Source organism: Brachybacterium kimchii, from assembly GCF_023373525.1.
Taxonomy (GTDB): Bacteria; Actinomycetota; Actinomycetes; order Actinomycetales; family Dermabacteraceae; genus Brachybacterium; species Brachybacterium kimchii.
This window is the reverse complement of the sequence record NZ_CP097218.1, coordinates 3,249,091-3,264,939: the sequence shown is the minus strand read 5'-3', so window position 1 is coordinate 3,264,939 and position 15,849 is coordinate 3,249,091. Positions and strand designations below refer to the sequence as shown.

12 protein-coding genes and 1 riboswitch are annotated in these 15,849 nt (G+C 68.5%); of the genes, 7 read left to right on the top strand and 5 right to left on the bottom strand.

The annotated features are described in order from the left end of the window. Positions 1–46 precede the first annotated feature (46 nt). Positions 47–157: riboswitch (TPP riboswitch) on the top strand. From thiC to M4486_RS14865, 7 genes are all read left to right on the top strand, one after another. Further along, a complete protein-coding gene (thiC, locus tag M4486_RS14895) occupies positions 157–1,914 on the top strand; it encodes a phosphomethylpyrimidine synthase ThiC (RefSeq protein ID WP_249478053.1) in 1,758 nt (585 codons plus the stop codon). (Overlaps the previous riboswitch by 1 nt.) Before the next feature lie 112 nt (positions 1,915–2,026). Continuing rightward, positions 2,027–3,529, top strand: a complete 1,503-nt coding sequence (locus M4486_RS14890) for an MFS transporter (RefSeq protein ID WP_249478051.1) — start codon at positions 2,027–2,029, stop codon at positions 3,527–3,529. Positions 3,530–3,642: 113 nt separating this feature from the next. Beyond that, the gene (locus M4486_RS14885) at positions 3,643–4,521 is read left to right on the top strand and encodes an alpha/beta hydrolase fold domain-containing protein (RefSeq protein ID WP_249478049.1); all 879 of its coding nucleotides are present in this window, start codon (positions 3,643–3,645) and stop codon (positions 4,519–4,521) included. Positions 4,522–4,798: 277 nt separating this feature from the next. Next, positions 4,799–5,695, top strand: a complete 897-nt coding sequence (locus M4486_RS14880; RefSeq protein WP_249478047.1) for a sugar phosphate isomerase/epimerase family protein — start codon at positions 4,799–4,801, stop codon at positions 5,693–5,695. 55 nt (positions 5,696–5,750) lie between these two features. Then, positions 5,751–6,812 carry a Gfo/Idh/MocA family protein gene (locus M4486_RS14875; protein ID WP_249478046.1) on the top strand — a complete coding sequence of 354 codons (1,062 nt, stop codon included), beginning with the start codon at positions 5,751–5,753 and terminating at the stop codon, positions 6,810–6,812. A gap of 193 nt (positions 6,813–7,005) precedes the next feature. Beyond that, positions 7,006–7,998 carry a glutaminase A gene (gene glsA, locus M4486_RS14870; RefSeq protein ID WP_249478044.1) on the top strand — a complete coding sequence of 331 codons (993 nt, stop codon included), beginning with the start codon at positions 7,006–7,008 and terminating at the stop codon, positions 7,996–7,998. Between the two features lie 117 nt (positions 7,999–8,115). Then, positions 8,116–9,768, top strand: coding sequence for an MFS transporter (locus M4486_RS14865; RefSeq protein ID WP_249478042.1), 1,653 nt, complete (start codon positions 8,116–8,118; stop codon positions 9,766–9,768). Positions 9,769–9,887: 119 nt separating this feature from the next. Here M4486_RS14865 and M4486_RS14860 read toward each other — a convergent pair whose 3' ends face one another. From M4486_RS14860 to M4486_RS14840, 5 genes are all read right to left on the bottom strand, one after another. Continuing rightward, a complete protein-coding gene (locus tag M4486_RS14860) occupies positions 9,888–10,601 on the bottom strand; it encodes a hypothetical protein (RefSeq protein WP_249478040.1) in 714 nt (237 codons plus the stop codon). A 480-nt stretch (positions 10,602–11,081) separates the two neighbouring features. Continuing rightward, on the bottom strand, positions 11,082–12,401 hold the full coding sequence (locus M4486_RS14855) for an MFS transporter (RefSeq protein ID WP_249478038.1): 1,320 nt from the start codon (positions 12,399–12,401) through the stop codon (positions 11,082–11,084). Between the two features lie 11 nt (positions 12,402–12,412). Further along, entirely contained in the window at positions 12,413–13,342 is a 930-nt protein-coding gene (locus M4486_RS14850; protein WP_249478036.1) for an amidohydrolase family protein, read from the bottom strand. Positions 13,343–13,457: 115 nt separating this feature from the next. Next, positions 13,458–14,804, bottom strand: a complete 1,347-nt coding sequence (locus tag M4486_RS14845; protein ID WP_249478034.1) for a GntT/GntP/DsdX family permease — start codon at positions 14,802–14,804, stop codon at positions 13,458–13,460. Between the two features lie 251 nt (positions 14,805–15,055). Continuing rightward, complete coding sequence (locus tag M4486_RS14840) at positions 15,056–15,841, bottom strand: DeoR/GlpR family DNA-binding transcription regulator (protein ID WP_249478033.1); 786 nt, start codon at positions 15,839–15,841, stop codon at positions 15,056–15,058. Between the last annotated feature and the right edge of the window lie 8 nt (positions 15,842–15,849).

Below are 15,849 nucleotides of genomic sequence, written 5' to 3'. Positions count from 1 at the left end.
GCGGACCGCCCGCCGCCACCGCACGTCCCCCGTGCTACGGTCGTCGCCGATCCCTCGGGTGCCCGTCGCAACGGGCTGAGATCGGACTGACGCAGTCCGAGTACCGACCGAACCTGCTCCGGGTCATGCCGGCGAAGGAAGAAGGAGAGCGACTGCATGTCTGCACGCCCTGAGAACTACCCCACCCACTGCCTCGGCCACCTCGAGGACTCCGAGCACGACATCCGCGTGCCGGTCACGAGGATCTCCCAGGACGACTCCCCCACCGGGACGCCGAACCCGCCGCTCGAGGTCTACCGGACCGCCGGCCCCGGCAGCGAGCCGGAGGTCGGCCTGCCCGCGCTGCGCGAGAACTGGATCCGCGATCGCGGCGACGTCGAGGAGTACCAGGGACGTGCCCGTGACCTGGCCGATGACGGCCGCGGGGCGGTGCGCCGCGGCGGGGCGAGCGCCGAGTGGCGCGGCGCGCGTCGCTCGCCGGTCCGCTCGGTCGGCGGACGCACCGTCACGCAGATGCACTACGCCCGTCGAGGCGAGATCTCCCCCGAGATGCGTTTCGTGGCGCTGCGGGAGGGCTGCGACGTCGAGCTCGTGCGCGAGGAGCTCGCCGCGGGCCGCGCGATCATCCCCGCGAACGTGAACCACCCCGAGGCGGAACCGATGATCATCGGCCGACGCTTCCTGGTGAAGGTCAACGCGAACATCGGGAACTCGGCGGTCACCTCGTCGATCGCCGAGGAGGTCTCCAAGCTCGAGTGGGCCACCCGCTGGGGTGCGGACACGGTCATGGATCTGTCCACCGGGGACGACATCCACACCACTCGCGAGTGGATCCTGCGCAACTCCCCCGTGCCGATCGGCACCGTCCCGATCTACCAGGCTCTGGAGAAGGTGAACGGCGACGCGAACGCGCTCACCTGGGAGATATTCCGGGACACGGTGATCGAGCAGGCCGAGCAGGGCGTGGACTACATGACGATCCACGCCGGCGTGCTGCTGCGCTACGTGCCGCTGACGGCGAACCGGGTGACGGGCATCGTCTCGCGCGGCGGCTCGATCCTGGCCGGCTGGTGCCTCGCCAGGCACCGGGAGAACTTCCTCTACGAGCACTTTGACGAGCTGTGCGAGATCTTCGCCCGCTACGACGTCTCCTTCTCGCTCGGCGACGGGCTGCGTCCCGGGTCCCTGGCAGATGCGAACGACGCCGCCCAGTTCGCCGAGCTCGACACCCTCGCCGAGCTCACCCGCCGCGCCTGGCAGCACGACGTGCAGGTGATGGTCGAGGGCCCTGGCCACGTGCCGCTGCACCTGGTGCGCGAGAACGTGGAGCGCCAGCAGGAGCTGTGCGACGGGGCGCCGTTCTACACGCTCGGGCCGCTGGTCACGGACGTCGCCCCTGCGTATGACCACATCACCTCGGCGATCGGGGCGACGGAGATCGCCCGCTACGGCACCGCGATGCTCTGCTACGTGACCCCGAAGGAGCACCTGGGTCTGCCGGACCGCGACGACGTGAAGACGGGCGTGATCACCTACAAGATCGCCGCCCACGCGGCCGATGTCGCCAAGGGCCACCCCGGGGCCCGCTCACGGGACGACGCTCTGTCGAAGGCGCGCTTCGAGTTCCGCTGGCGCGACCAGTTCGGACTCTCCCTGGACCCGCAGCTGGCCGAGGAGTACCACGACGAGACCCTGCCGGCCGAGCCCGCGAAGACCGCGCACTTCTGCTCGATGTGCGGACCGAAGTTCTGCTCGATGAAGATCTCGCAGGACATCCGCGACGAGTTCGGCGGCGAGGCCGCCCAGCAGGAGATCGCGGCGGCGGGCATGGCGGAGAAGTCCCGGGAGTTCCGCGAGCGCGGCGGGACCGTGTACCTCCCGGAGCCGGGGGTCGGGGTGCCGGTGGGTGAATGACTTCCCATGACCCGGAGGCCCTATCGGAACGTTGGAGGGCGCACACTACTCCCTCCGACACATTCCGACACACACCGACGCACCTCAGCCGACGGCCCCCACAATCGTTCCCATGCCCCCGACGATGGACCCCTCTTCCAACGCGCTCGAAAACAGCTCCGCGCGTCCCGAACCCGGCGCCCGTCCTGACGCCGACGTGCCCCTGCGGGTCTCCTCCGCAGCCGACGTCAGCCGGATCCTCTCTGCGCTCGGATCGCGCGATCCGAAGGCGACCGCGGTGATCCTGCTGGCCCTCGGCGGGATCTTCATGGACGCCTACGACTTCTCGTCGATCGCCTTCGGACTGCCCGCCATCAAAGTGCAGTTCGGACTCGACGGCTTCATGACGGGCCTGGTCAACGCGTCGATCATGGTCGGCGCGGTGGTCGGGGCCCTGGCCGGCGGGTACCTCGTGGACCGCTTCGGCCGGTACCGGCTGTTCATGGCGGACATGGTCTTCTTCGTCGTCGCGGCGCTCGGCAGCGCACTGGCGCCGGAGGTCTGGTCCCTCATCGGCTTCCGCTTCGTCATGGGCATCGGGGTCGGCCTCGACATCCCCGTCGCCATGGCCTTCCTCGCGGAGTTCTCCCGGCTGCGCGGCAAGGGCAACCGCTCGCAGCGGGTCAACGCGTGGTCCCCCGCCTGGTACTTCGCGACCGGCACCGGGTACCTCATCGTGCTCCTGTGCTTCTGGCTGCTGCCCACCACTCAGCAGGACCACCTCTGGCGGATCGTCGTCGGTTTCGGCGCTGTGCCTGCCGTGATCGTGCTGCTGGTGCGCCGACGCTTCATGGCGGAGTCCCCGCAGTGGCTCGCCGACCAGGGCGACCTGCGCGGCGCGGTCGACGTGCTCTCCAGCCACTACGGGATCACCGCCGAGCTCAACGCCGACGTCTCCAGCGGCACTGAGCGCGAAGGCGCCCGCACCCGGCTGTCGAACGTCCTCGAGCTGTTCTCCCCGCGCTTCCGGCAGCGCACGGTCGCCGCCCTGTGCGTCTCCGTGTTCTCGACCTTCGGGTACAACGCCGTCGCCTACGGCACCCCGCTGATCATCGCGACGCTCTTCCACCAGGGCCCGCTGGTCACGATCGTGTCGTCGCTCGTGATCAACATGGGCTTCGGTCTGGCCGGCGGGCTCATCGGCATGAGCGTGGTCAGCCGCTTCGGCTCGCGCCGGGTCACCCTGGTGGGCTTCACGATCCAGGCGGCGGCCCTGTTCACCCTCGCCGCGATCGGCGTGCCCAGCAGCGCGCTCGTGCTCGTGGCCGTCGCGATGCTCGCCGCGTTCATCTTCGCGCAGGCCGGTGGCCCCGGCGCGAACCTCATGAACTTCGCGACCCTCTCCTACCCCACCCGTCTGCGCGGGATCGGCGTCGGCTTCAACCAGGGGACCCTGCGGGCCTTCTCCGTGCTCTCCCTGCTGGGCTTCCCGATCCTCACCGCTCAGCTGGGCACGGGCGTGTTCTGGATCGTCGCCTGCGCGCCCCTGCTCGGCGCGATCTCGCTGGTGCTCAACCGCTGGGATCCGACGGGCAAGGACGTGGACGCGGAGGACCTCGAGCGCGTCGCGGCCTGAACCCGGGCCCCCGGGTGGTGACGCGGCACGTGCCGCGGCCTTGAGCGGGTTATGCCCCCACCAGCGGCGGTCCGCCGATTGACAGCTCCCGCGCCCGGACGAAGGATCGGGCCATGCCCGCGTCGCTCCAGGAGGCCTACGAGGCCGCTCTCGCCGCCAAGCCCGCCCACGTCCAGGCGATGAGGGACGCCCAGCAGCCCGGTCGCGCGAAGGAGCCGGCGCCGATGCCGCCCGACGTGCCCGAGCGCTTCGACGTCGAGGAGAGGGAGATCGCCGGGTTCCCGGTGCAGGTCCTGCATCCGCGCGAGCGCGGATCGGGGATCCAGGTCGTCTACTTCCACGGCGGCGCCTACACCCTGCCGTTCCAGCAGGCGCACTGGCGGATCGTGCTGGGGCTGGCCGATCGCACCGGCGCCGACCTGTGGATCCCGCACTACCTGCCCGGGCCCGACGGAACCGTCGAGGACGCCCTGCCGTTCATCGACGCCCTGGCCCAGGAGGTCCCGCGCGCGGCCGGAGACAGCAGGTACATCGTCGCCGGCGAATCCGCCGGAGGGAACATGGCCCTGGTGCAGACCCTGCGCGCCGCGCAGAACGGCACCCGGATGCCGGATCACCTGGTGGTCCACGCCCCCTGGGTCGACCTGCGCACCGCCGATCCCGAGTCCGTGCGGATGGAGCCGGCCGACGTGCTGATGACCGTCGACAATCTGCACCTCTCCGGCCGGAACTGGGCGGGCGACCTGGACCTCACCGACCCGATGGTCAGCCCGATCTTCGGGGACCTCGGCTCCCTGCCGCCGCTCACCGTCCTGCAGGGAACGCACGACCTGCTGCTCCCGGACGTGCTGCGATTCGTCGAAGGCGTCCGCGCACAGGGCGGCGAGGTGGAGCTCGACCTCGTCGAGGGCGCGTTCCACGTCTACCCCGGCGCGGACGTCCCCGAAGCGCACGCCGCCCTGGACCTCGCGGCGCAGCGGATCCTCGGCTGAGTCGCCGCAGCCGCACCACCGCGGCCGCGGCCCCGGACCACTTCCCCGAACCGCGGGCCCGGATCGCAGTCCCGGACGCCAGCACCTGCCTTCCGCATGCTGAACCCTCCGGCGCACCCCGGCGACGCCCCCGCCATACTGGAACCATTCACACAGGCCGCCGACCGGTCCCGTGCGTCGAAGCAGACGCCGCGTCCTCGGTCCGCGCGCCGTCGGCTGCCGGCGTCCTCGTCGGCTCCGCGCCCCGGCCCGCCCCACTGCCCTCGAGGATCATCCGGTGACTTCCGACCTCCGTCTCGGCTTCAGCTCGTACTCCTTCCATTCCAGGCTCTCCACCGGCGACATGACGCTGACGGAGGTGATCGACTGGGTCGCCGCGAGCGGCGCGGAGCATCTCGAGCTCGCGATCCTCTCCGACGAGCCCGACTCCCCCGTCCCCTCGATCGGATGGGACGAGGCCGCTCTCGACGCGGTCCGCGAGCACGCGGCCTCCGCGGGCATCACCCTCTCCAGCCTCGCCGTCGGCGCGGATCTCACGTCCGAGGATCCCGACGAGTCGGCCGCGGCGATCTCCCGGGTGAAGGCCTATGTCGACCTCGCGCACCGCCTGGGCATCACCCGCATGCGCCACGACGTGGTGCGCCACGCCGGGGTCGAGGGGGACGACACCCCACTGTTCGAGCAGGTCCTGCCCCGCATCGTGGCGAGCGCGAAGGAGATCGCCCGGCGCGCGGCGACCCTCGGCATCACCACGAGCCTGGAGAACCACGGATTCTTCGTGCAGGCCGCCGATCGCGTGCGCCGCATCGTGCACGCGGTGGACGAGCCGAACTTCCTGACCACCCTGGACGTCGGAAACTTCGTGTGCGTCGACGAGTCGCCCGAGGCGTCGGTGGCCCAGAACCTGCCCTACGCGATGGTCGTGCACCTCAAGGACTTCTACATCCGCCCGGCCGACGCGGATCCCGGCGAGGGCTGGTTCCGCAGCCGCGGCGGAAAGCACCTGCGAGGGGCGGTCGTGGGCTGCGGCGACCTCGATCTCGCCGCGATCTGCCGCCGGATCCGCGCCTCCGACTTCACGGGCTTCGTCGCGATCGAGTTCGAGGGCTGGGAGGACAGCCTGCTGGGCTGCACGCGCGGCCTGGCGAACGCGCGCCGCCTGCTCGGCATCTGAGCCCTCCCGCACGCCTCGTCCATCACCTCCCTCCCCCCACACAGGAGCACCCGACATGAGCACCCTGGGCATCGGCATCATCGGCGCCGGCACCATCGCCCGCGCCCACCTCGACGCCTACGCCGTCCACCCCGAGGCGGACCTCGTCGCCATTAGCGACGTGAACCCCGAGCGCGCCCGGGCGGTCGCCGAGGAGTACGGCGCCCGCCGCGCCTACGGCGACCCGCACGAGCTGCTGGCCGATCCCGAGGTCGACGCCGTGAGCATCTGCACCTGGAACAACACCCACGCGGAGTGGGCGATCGCCGCAGTCCGCGCCGGCAAGCACGTGCTGGTCGAGAAGCCATTGGCCCGCACCCTCGAGGAGGCGGAGCGGATCCAGGAGGCCGTCGCGGGCTCGGACCGTGTGCTGCAGGTCGGGTTCGTGCGCCGCCACGCCCCGAACTGCCAGGTCCTGAAGTCCTTCATCGACGCGGGCGATCTGGGAGAGATCTACTACGCGAAGGCCTCCTGCATCCGGCGGGCGGGCAACCCGGGCGGCTGGTTCGCGGACAAGGACATCGCCGGCGGCGGCCCGCTGCTGGACATCGGCATCCATGTGCTGGACCTCTGCTGGTACCTGATGGGCAGCCCGACGGCCGTCACGGTCAGCGGCAGCACCTACGACCTGCTCGGCAACCGCTCCAACATCACCACCCTGCCGCGCTACCAGGTCTCGGACCACGACCCCGCGGCCAACAGCGTCGAGGACATGGCCACGGCGCTCGTGCGCTTCGACAACGGGGCGACCCTGCAGATCGACTGCTCGTACTCCCTGCACGCGGCGCAGGACTCGATCAGCGTCTCCGTCTTCGGGGACAAGGGCGGAGCCGACCTCGAGCCCCGTCTGAGCATCGCCACCGAGATGCACGACTCGATCGTGAACGTGACCCCGCAGATCGGCTCCGGCACTTTCGAGATGGAGGCCGGTTTCCAGGCGGAGATCGCGCACTTCGTCGACTCCTGCCTGGGTCGCATCGAGAATCTGGCGCCCGTCGGCCACGGCGTCGAGATCGTGAAGATCCTCGAGGCGATCTACGCATCCGCGGCGCAGGGGCGCGAGGTCGCGCTGAGCTGATCCGGGTCGCCCGACGGAGACCGACCGCTTAACGCTCTCCGCCGAGCATCGGAAATCCCGGGAGACACCGGGACGGAAAGCCCGATGGGGGCATTCCGGGCAGCTCTGTTCATCGCTCCGCAACGGTCGTATCGTGAACAGAGCTGCTGATGACGAAGCCGTCGATCGCTCGGATCCCGCATGGGAGGGCGCGATGTTCGAGACCGATGTCCTGGAGGTTCCACAGAGCGCTCGCACGGGCTCTCTCCCCGCCGAATCCTCCGTGCGCACGCTGCTGCACGACGTGCACGAGCGCTACCGCGACCTGCAGGAAGGCGCGGTCGCGGACTACATCCCGGTGCTGGCGGAGGCCGATCCGGACCTGTTCGCCGTCTCCCTCGCCGAGGCCGCGGGCCCGATGCACACGGCCGGTGACACCTCCGCCCTCTTCACGATCCAATCGATCTCGAAAGCATTCGTGCTCGCTCTGGTCACCGACGCGATCGGCCACGAGAGCGTGCACGAGATCGTGGGCGTCAACAACACCGGGCTGCCTTTCAATTCCGTCATCGCCCTCGAGCTGAACAACGGGAGCCCGATGAACCCGATGGTGAATGCGGGTGCCATCGCCACCACCGCCCTCATGCCGGGGCGGGACGGCGCCGCGAAGTTCGAGGCGATCCAGGAGGGGCTCAGCGCCTTCGCGGGCCGTCCGCTGCGGATCGACGAGACGGTGCTGGAGTCCGAGTCCGCGAGCAACCACCGCAACCGGGGGATCGCCGATCTGCTGACCAGCTACGACCGGCTCCGCATACCTGCGGAGGACGCCCTCGACGCCTACACGCGGCAGTGCTCCCTCCTGGTCACGTCCGATGATCTCGCCGTCATGGGCGCCACCCTCGCGGCGGGCGGCGTGAACCCCCGGACGGGCCGACGGGTCGTCTCGGCGGAGGTCTGCCGCGACACCCTGGCCATCCTCGCGTCGTGCGGCATGTACGAGCTGTCCGGCGAATGGATGTTCGAGATCGGTCTGCCCGCGAAGTCGGGGGTCTCGGGAGGGATCGTCGCCGTCGCACCGGGCAAGGGCGCCGTGGGCGTCTTCTCCCCGCCGCTCGACCGCGCCGGAAACAGCGTGCGCGGCCTGAGGACCTGCGCGTACCTCTCGCGAGCCCTCGGACTGAACCTCTTCGCCTCCCCCAGCCCCTGAACTGCGCCCGCCGTCCCGGACACTCCCCGGTTCTGTCCCCACCCGATCCCCATTCCCATCCCCCACCCCATCCCCGATCCTCATCCCCGCAGGTCCAAGACCATCTGGAGGGCCCTCATGTCCGCCGCCTCCTCACCATCGCCGTCGCCATCGCCGTCGCCGACGAAGGACCCCGAGCAGGGACGCTCGTGGGTGCCGATGATCGGGCTGTTCCTCGCCCAGGTCCTCATGTCCTTCAACGTCGCGGCCCTGCCGATCTCGCTGGGAGGCATGGTCGAGGACTTCCACGTCCCGCCCACCACCGCGAGCTCGACGATCGTGGTATACGGCCTCGCCGTGGCCGCGCTCGTGATGACCGGCGCCAAACTCGGCCAGCGCATCGGCTGGACGCTGATCTTCCGCGGCGTCCTCGTGGTGTTCGCCGCCTCGTCGCTGCTGATGATCTTCTCGCGCACCATCACGTGGGCGATCGCCGGGCAGCTGCTCGCCGGCGCCGCCGCCGCGATCATCGTGCCGGCGCTCGTCGCCCTCATCGCCGAGAACTATCGCGGAGCGCAGCAGGCCACCGCCGTCGGCTCCCTGGGGTCGGCCCGGGCCTTCTCGGGCATGAGCGCCTTCCTCATCGGCGGCACCCTGGGGACCCTCGTCGGATGGCGACCGATCTTCCTCATCACCCTCGCCCTCGCCGTGGCGGTCTTCGCGCTCAGCTTCACCCTGCGCTCGGACCGCGGGGACCCCACGGTGAAGATCGACATCATCGCCTCGGTGCTGATCGGCGCCGCGATCGTGATGCTCACCCTCGGCTTCAACAACCTCAACGGGTGGGGGATCCTGCGCGCCGAGGACACGGCCCCGTTCTCGGTGCTCGGCATGTCGCCCGCGCCGGTCCTCGTGGTGCTCGGCCTCATCAGCGGCCAGGCGTTCCTGCTGTGGACCCGCCGCCGCATGGCCTCCGACCGGGTGCCCCTCGTGGACCTGCGGGTTCTCGGCTCGCGCTCCGAGCGGTCCGCCGTGTACGCGATGTTCATCATCGTGGCGATGGAGGCGGCCGTGAACTTCACCGTCCCCACCTACATCCAGGTGGTGCAGGGGCGCGCCCCCTTCGCCACGTCGCTGGCGATGATGCCGTTCAACCTCACCGTGTTCGTCACGGCCACCCTCATCGTCCGCTTCTACTCGCGCTTCAGTCCCCGCACGATCGCCCTGTTCTCGTTCGCGCTGACCACGATCGCGCTGGTCTGGCTCGCAGCGGTGGTCACGAACAACTGGGAGACTCTGCCGACGATCCTCGGGCTCATCGTCTTCGGCATCGGGCAGGGCTCTCTCGTGACCCTGGTCTTCAACGTGCTGGTCACGAGCGCCCCGAAGCGGCTCGCCGGGGACGTCGGATCGCTGCGCGGGACCACGCAGAACCTGGCGTCGGCCGTGGGGACGGCCGTCATGGGTGCGCTCCTGGTGACGCTGCTCGGTGTGAACGTGGGCCGCGCGGTCGTCGATCACACGGAGCTCCCGCCCGAGCTCGTCTCGCAGGTCGACCTCGACAACGCGAACTTCGTGAGCAACGCCGAGCTCGAGGAACTGCTCGAGGGCACGACGGCCACGACTCAGCAGGTCGACGCCGCGATCGAGGTGAACGAGGCCGAGCGCCTGCGCACCCTGAAGCTCGGCTTCCTGGTCCTGGCGGGGATCAGCGCGGCCGCCGCGCTGCCGGCCTCGCGGCTGCCCCGCTACCGCCCGGAGGAGATCCCGGACCCGGCCCCGCAGGACTGAACGCTCGGCCTCCAGCAGACGCAGGTGGTCGCTCTCGGCCGCTGGGCCGCCGCTGCCGCCCGTCGGCGGGGGCCGCTCGTCGACACGGCCCGGTCAGCACGTCGGCAGGGTCCGCCCCGTCAGCGCCCGCCGGTCTCGGGCGCCCACGCGCCGGGGATCTGGGACACCGCGTCCTGGCGCCTGCCGGTCACCGGGATCGGCTGCAGCCCGCCGTGCGGGGCGAAGCCCGGCGGGATCGTGCCCTCCCGCCCGATCATGTGGAGCATCTGATCGGCGATGTCGGACGCCCTGCGCTGGGAGAAGATGAACAGCGACTTGTCCCGGGGCGGGAGGGGCCCGGACCGGCGCGGCGCACTGACATCGGCGCCCCACGGGCCGTTGAACACGAGGGCCGGCACGCCGAGCGCCCCGGGGAACGTCTTGTACTGGAAGAAGAAGAACGGCATCCCGAGCTCCTGCGCGGCCTTCGCCCCGTCGGCGACCACGCAGACCGTGCGCGGGTCGATCTCGCGCCCCGCGATCACGTAGGTGGGGCTCAGCGGCAGTCCCGGGATCAGACGCCCCATGATCAGGCCCCGCTCGCACACGACCAGGCGCGCGTCGACGGTGACCAGGTACGCCCCCAGAAGGATCAGCGCCAGCACCACCATCAGGCCGACGGTCAGAGCGAGATGATCGCCGGGGACCAGCACCAGCAGGATGCCGACCAGGACGAGGACGGCGAGGAGCACCGCCGGGAGCAGCGGCCCCGCGCCCACGCGCCAGGACTTCACCGGCCTGCCGACGATCTCCTGGTGACGACCGGCGATCAGACGTGCCCGCAGCGGGATCATCGGGCCTCCTCGTCCTCGTCCGTTCGGTCGTTCTCGTCCTCGCCGGCGCTCCCGTCATCGTCGAAAAGATCCGCGACGAGGGAGCGTTCATCGACGAGACCGTCGCCAGCGCGCCCGTCTGTCGGTGTGTCCGGCGTCGACCTCATGCGGCGGCTCCGTCTTCGGGGGTTTGGCGTTCTCCGGGACTTCGGGCGTCACCAGATGTTACCCAGTCCCTCCTTGAGCGCTCCGGACGCGTCCGGAATCGCGTTCGCGGCAGATTTCCCCGGGTTGCTGATCGCGTCCCGACAGCGACCGCGGCACGGCTGACAGCGTCCGAGACCGCCTTCGACAGATCGGCGCCGAACATCTAGCCTCCCGGGCCCGCGAGGCCTACGGTCAGACTTGCGCCGAAGAGCTCGGCAGCGCGACCGCGAGCGGTGGGCTAGCCACGCCCGCGGCCACCGAACGCGGACGGCCACAACGCACCCCGCGCAGCGGTCAGCTGCGCGTCCCTCGCGTACGTGTCCAGCGCTTTCCGGTATCGGCCGCCGAACCATGGAGCGCGGAGCTGGCAAGCGTAAGCACCGCGCCGAGCGCCATGAAACCAGCGGTCACCCAGAGCGCGACGACGGCGCTGCCCGTCGCATCGCGAGCGGCCCCGATCGCGTACGGCGCGGCGAAACCCGCGAGGTTGCCGGTTGAGTTGATCAGCGCGATACCCCCGGCCAGCGCCGTGCCACTGAGCATCGCCGTCTGAAAACTCCAGAAGATCGCAGGGATCGACAGCGCACCCGCGTTCGCCAGCATCAGCCCGATGATTCCGAGCAACGCGTGATCATTCGCGAGGACACAGATAACGAATCCGGCAGCACCGAGCATGAAGGCCAGCGCGATGTGCACCCTTCGTTCGCCGTGGCGATCCGAGCTGTACCCGAAGACGACCATCGCGACAATCGCAGCGACACTAGGAAGCGCGGAAACAAGTCCGACCTTCATGTCTCCCTCCACGCCAAGTCCACGGACAAGCCCAGGAAGCCAGAAGCTAATGCCGTAGAGCGCGAAATTGTACGAGAAGTAGATTCCGGTGAGAAGCCAGATCAGCGGACTACGGAACACCGCACCAAGTCCGGCGCGCGAACTCGAAGCATTCCCCAGCTCAAGGAGCCGACCGAGCCTCTCGACTTCACGCTCGGAGAGCCATCGGACGGCACGGGGATCTTCCGGCAGCCACACCAGGATCACCAGTCCGAGCAACATGGTGGGAATCGCTTCGACGATGAAGAGCCACCTCCACCCATCGAGACCAGCGATTCCTTGCATGCCATCGAGGATCACACCGGAGAGCGGGCCTCCGACGATTCCGGACGCCGCTAGGGCGATGTAGAACAACCCCCATGCTCGGCCGCGTCGACTGGGAGGGAACCACTGGGTCATGTAGTAGAGAACCCCGGGAATAAACCCTGCTTCGGCAACCCCGAGAAGAAACCTGAGAATGTAGAAAGCCAACTCAGAGTCAACAAGGAACATGCAGCCCGAGATGAGACCCCATGTGACCATTATCCTCGCAATCCAGCGGCGTGCGCCCACACGCGTCAGCATGAGATTCGACGGCACCTCGAACAAGAAGTAGCCGATGAAGAATAGCCCTGCTCCGAGCCCATACGCAGTATTACTGAACCCGAGGTCTTGACTTAGCTGGTCCTGCGCGAAGCCAATATTCACACGATCGAGGTAAGAGAGAAAGAAACCAACCATCGCGAGAGGAAGCACACGGAGCGAAATCTTTCGGAACAGCACATCATCGTCGACAGCAGGCATGAGGGGAATATTCATGACACCTCAGAAGGCAGGGAGACCTCGTAGACACGAGCCGCGGTACCGCAGAACAGCGCGTCCAGGTGCGCTTCTGAGGCATTCCCTGCCCCGGCCAGCACAGTGCGGACGACTTCATCGAACGTCGGCGCAGTCAGCGTCGCGACGGGCAGGTTCGATGCGAACATGGACCGCTCGAATCCGAAGATGGAGAGCGTGTCACGAACGATGCGTTCGTTGGACGCCCCAAGCCACCGGTTGCCGGGCAAGCCGAGTTCTGAAACCTTCACGACCGTGTTGGGCAGAGCGGCGAGCTTCTGCATGCCATCACGCCACATCTTCAGTCCGTCCGCGCTCCGGTCGAGCGGCAGCCCACAGTGATTGACGACGACCGTCGTCCCCGTAATGTCGCTGATGACGTTCGCAGCCTCCGCAAGGTGATGGAACGGCACACGGAGATCCCAGCTGAACCCATGCTCAGCGAGCCGATGAAGACCGGCGATCCATCGTGGGTCTTGCATGGACCCAGGATCGCCAGCGACTGACTCTGCCGGAGTGCGGGACGTGAGCGGTTTCGAACGGACTCCTCGTACCAATCCGCTCTCGGCATGAGCCGCAAGGATGTCATCGAGGTCAGGCTGAGTGAAGTACACGTGACCGACGACGGCCGCTGGAAATCTCGGGTCGGCGGCATGCAGAGCGGCAAGCCAGTCGGTCTCAGCGATCTGCTCGTCGCGTGCCCTTTCCGCTTCGCAGTGCACACTGCCGATGACGTTCCAGCCTTGGGTCGCAGCTCCATACTCCGTCGGCATGAAAGTGTGGCGCATGGCCGAGTAGTCGCCCAGGAAGAAGTCCCCGTCAATCTCATCCTGGAGCCATGGCCAGTGCCCAGCACTCGATAGGTCCCAGAAGTGGTGGTGAGCGTCGAGGATGCGAAGCGGGGTCATCGGTTCGTTCTCCTGTCGATGGTCGGCGACGTGTATAGAGGTGGCTCCCGGTACTGCGGCCGTCCGCTCCGGTCGGTGGACAGCAGGAACCTCCGAGGCATAGCGGAATCCTGGTTCAGGCGCTCACGAAGACCGAGAGCACGAGCACACCCACGAGCCCGATCAGCGACTGGAGCGAGAGTTGCAGCGTCCACGTCTTGAAGGTCTGCTTCACGCTGAGCTGGAAGTACTCCTTGAACAGCCAGAAGCCCGAGTCGTTGACGTGCGAGAGCATCACCGATCCCGACGCGGCCGCCAGGGCGAGCAACTCCGGAGAGGTCGACCCGCCCGCTGCCAACGGTGCGACGATTCCTGCCGCGGTGACGGTTCCGACGGTCGCTGATCCGAGCGCGATCCGCAGGAGCGCTGCGAGTGCCCACGCGAGGATCAGGGGCGAGATGCTCCAGCGCTGCGCGGTGTCGACGATGACATCTGCGACGCCCGTGGCAGTCAGCATCTCCCCGAGCGCACCTCCGGCGCCGATGATGAGGATGACGGGCCCGACTGTCTTCAATGCGCCGCCCGCGACCGACTGCAGCTCTCCGAGCTTGAGCTTCGCAGCCGGAACGAGGGTCACGAGAGCGACGACGACAGAGATGATCAGCACGAGGTCTGCATTCGCGAGCAGGCGCATGACCACCCCGAGAACCGTCCCCTCAGCGGTCCTCCCTTCACCGACGCTCCCGATGACCAGGAGCACCGGGGCCAGCAGCACGACGAACAGTGAGAGCGCGAAGGAGGGCCTGGTCTCCGAGAGCTCGGCCGCGCCACCGGCCGGGCCACCGCTCAGATCGATCTGGTCGCCGAAGGATGACCGCAGCAAGCGGGGCAGGAGCACGCCGCAGATGAGGAGCGTCGGGATGGCGATGACGACCCCGTAGAGGACAGTGAGCCCGAAGCTCGCGTCGAATGCTCCGACCGCTGCGGTCGGGGAAGGATGCGGTGGCAGGAGCCCATGTGCCGCATAGAGGCCGGCAGTCAACGGGAGACCGACGTACAGCAAGTGAGCACCTGTACGCCGTGCCACTGCGTAGACGAGCGGGACCAGCATGACGAACGAGACGTCGAACAGGTTGGGCAGCCCGATGATCAGGGCAGCGACGCTCAATGCGACGGGGATCAGCGCCTTCGATCGATTGCCCACGAATTCGTCGGCGATGCGCGAGGCGCCGCCCGTCGCCGTGAGGATCGCTCCGAGCATGACCCCGAAGCCGATCACCGGAGCCGTATGGCCCAGTGTGTCGCCGAATCCGGACTCGAACCCGTCGACGGTGTCCCCCACGCCGAGGCCGCTCGCGAGGCCGAGGAGCAGGGCGCCGATCGACAGCGCGAGGAACGGATTGAACTTGAATCGCGCGATGGCGACGATGATCAGGACCACGTCGATCGCTGCGAAGATCAGGTGCAGCTCGCTGGCTGACATGGGGCATGTACCTCTCTGTGTGACCGCATTCCGACGTCCGCGCCGGATGGGTTCCGACGAAGCGGGCGGTCTCCCACTTCCTCGTGGCCCCGAAGCTGATGAGCATCGCCTTCGAGGGCGCGCGCCCCGGCCGAGCCGTCAGCGCAACAGCGTCAAACTATCACAGAGAGTCACAAATATTCTCGTTCAATCTCAGATCGAAGCATGGGGGCGGAGGGGCATAGACGCAACGCCTGCCACCGCGCACGAGATCAGTCCCCGGCGAGATCGAGGACCACGCCTGACTGTCGCAGTGCGCGACGCTCCTCCTGCGGAAGACGGTCGTCCGTGATGACCGCATCCAGCTCCGTCAGCCGCATGACCTTGTACTGCGCGAAAAGCCCGTACTTGGAGCTGTCGGCGAGGAGCACGGAACGCGTGCTCGATGCGAGAGCCGCCCGCTTGGGTCCGACCTTCGCCTCCACGGGCGTGGTGAGCCCGTGCGCGACGTCCCAGACCGAGCACGAAAGCAGTGCGATGTCCACGGTGAGCTGGTCCAGCGCCATCTCCGCCAGCCTCCCAACCGACGACTGGTTGTCCTTGTCGATGCGGCCACCGATCATGATCAGCTCGGCATCCGGGTGATCGAGAAAGGCCGCGGCCGTGCTCAGATCATTGGTGACGATCGTCAAGCCACGGCGCTCCTCGAGTTCACCGCGAAGCCCCTGCACCGTCGTGCCCGCGTCGAGATACACGCTCATTCCGTCCTCGACGAGGCCCGCGGCCCGCCGAGCGATCTCGTGCTTCTGCTCGACGTCCGACCGCGCCTTCTCGGCCCGCTGGGGTTCCTCGCGCTCGCGTGGTTCCGCCGCGACTCCCCCCTGCGTGGAGCGCGCGCGCCCCTGCTCGGCGAGAACCGCGACGTCCCGACGCACGGTCATCTGACTGACCCCCAAGAGCTCCGTGAGCCGCCGGTAGCTCACCACGCCCTCCGTCCGAACCAGCCGCAGAATCTCCTTGCGCCGCTGCTCCGGGATGAGCGGGGACCCTTCGGACATCGCACCTG

Coding starts and splice junctions, on each gene's coding strand:
- M4486_RS14855 (WP_249478038.1), bottom strand. CDS start 12,401: ATGCCTGCTGTCGACGATGATGTGCTGTTCCGAAAGATTTCGCTCCGT.
- M4486_RS14860 (WP_249478040.1), bottom strand. CDS start 10,601: ATGATCCCGCTGCGGGCACGTCTGATCGCCGGTCGTCACCAGGAGATC.
- M4486_RS14840 (WP_249478033.1), bottom strand. CDS start 15,841: ATGTCCGAAGGGTCCCCGCTCATCCCGGAGCAGCGGCGCAAGGAGATT.
- M4486_RS14885 (WP_249478049.1), top strand. CDS start 3,643: ATGCCCGCGTCGCTCCAGGAGGCCTACGAGGCCGCTCTCGCCGCCAAG.
- M4486_RS14890 (WP_249478051.1), top strand. CDS start 2,027: ATGCCCCCGACGATGGACCCCTCTTCCAACGCGCTCGAAAACAGCTCC.
- M4486_RS14875 (WP_249478046.1), top strand. CDS start 5,751: ATGAGCACCCTGGGCATCGGCATCATCGGCGCCGGCACCATCGCCCGC.
- M4486_RS14865 (WP_249478042.1), top strand. CDS start 8,116: ATGTCCGCCGCCTCCTCACCATCGCCGTCGCCATCGCCGTCGCCGACG.
- thiC (WP_249478053.1), top strand. CDS start 157: ATGTCTGCACGCCCTGAGAACTACCCCACCCACTGCCTCGGCCACCTC.
- M4486_RS14845 (WP_249478034.1), bottom strand. CDS start 14,804: ATGTCAGCCAGCGAGCTGCACCTGATCTTCGCAGCGATCGACGTGGTC.
- M4486_RS14850 (WP_249478036.1), bottom strand. CDS start 13,342: ATGACCCCGCTTCGCATCCTCGACGCTCACCACCACTTCTGGGACCTA.
- glsA (WP_249478044.1), top strand. CDS start 7,006: ATGTTCGAGACCGATGTCCTGGAGGTTCCACAGAGCGCTCGCACGGGC.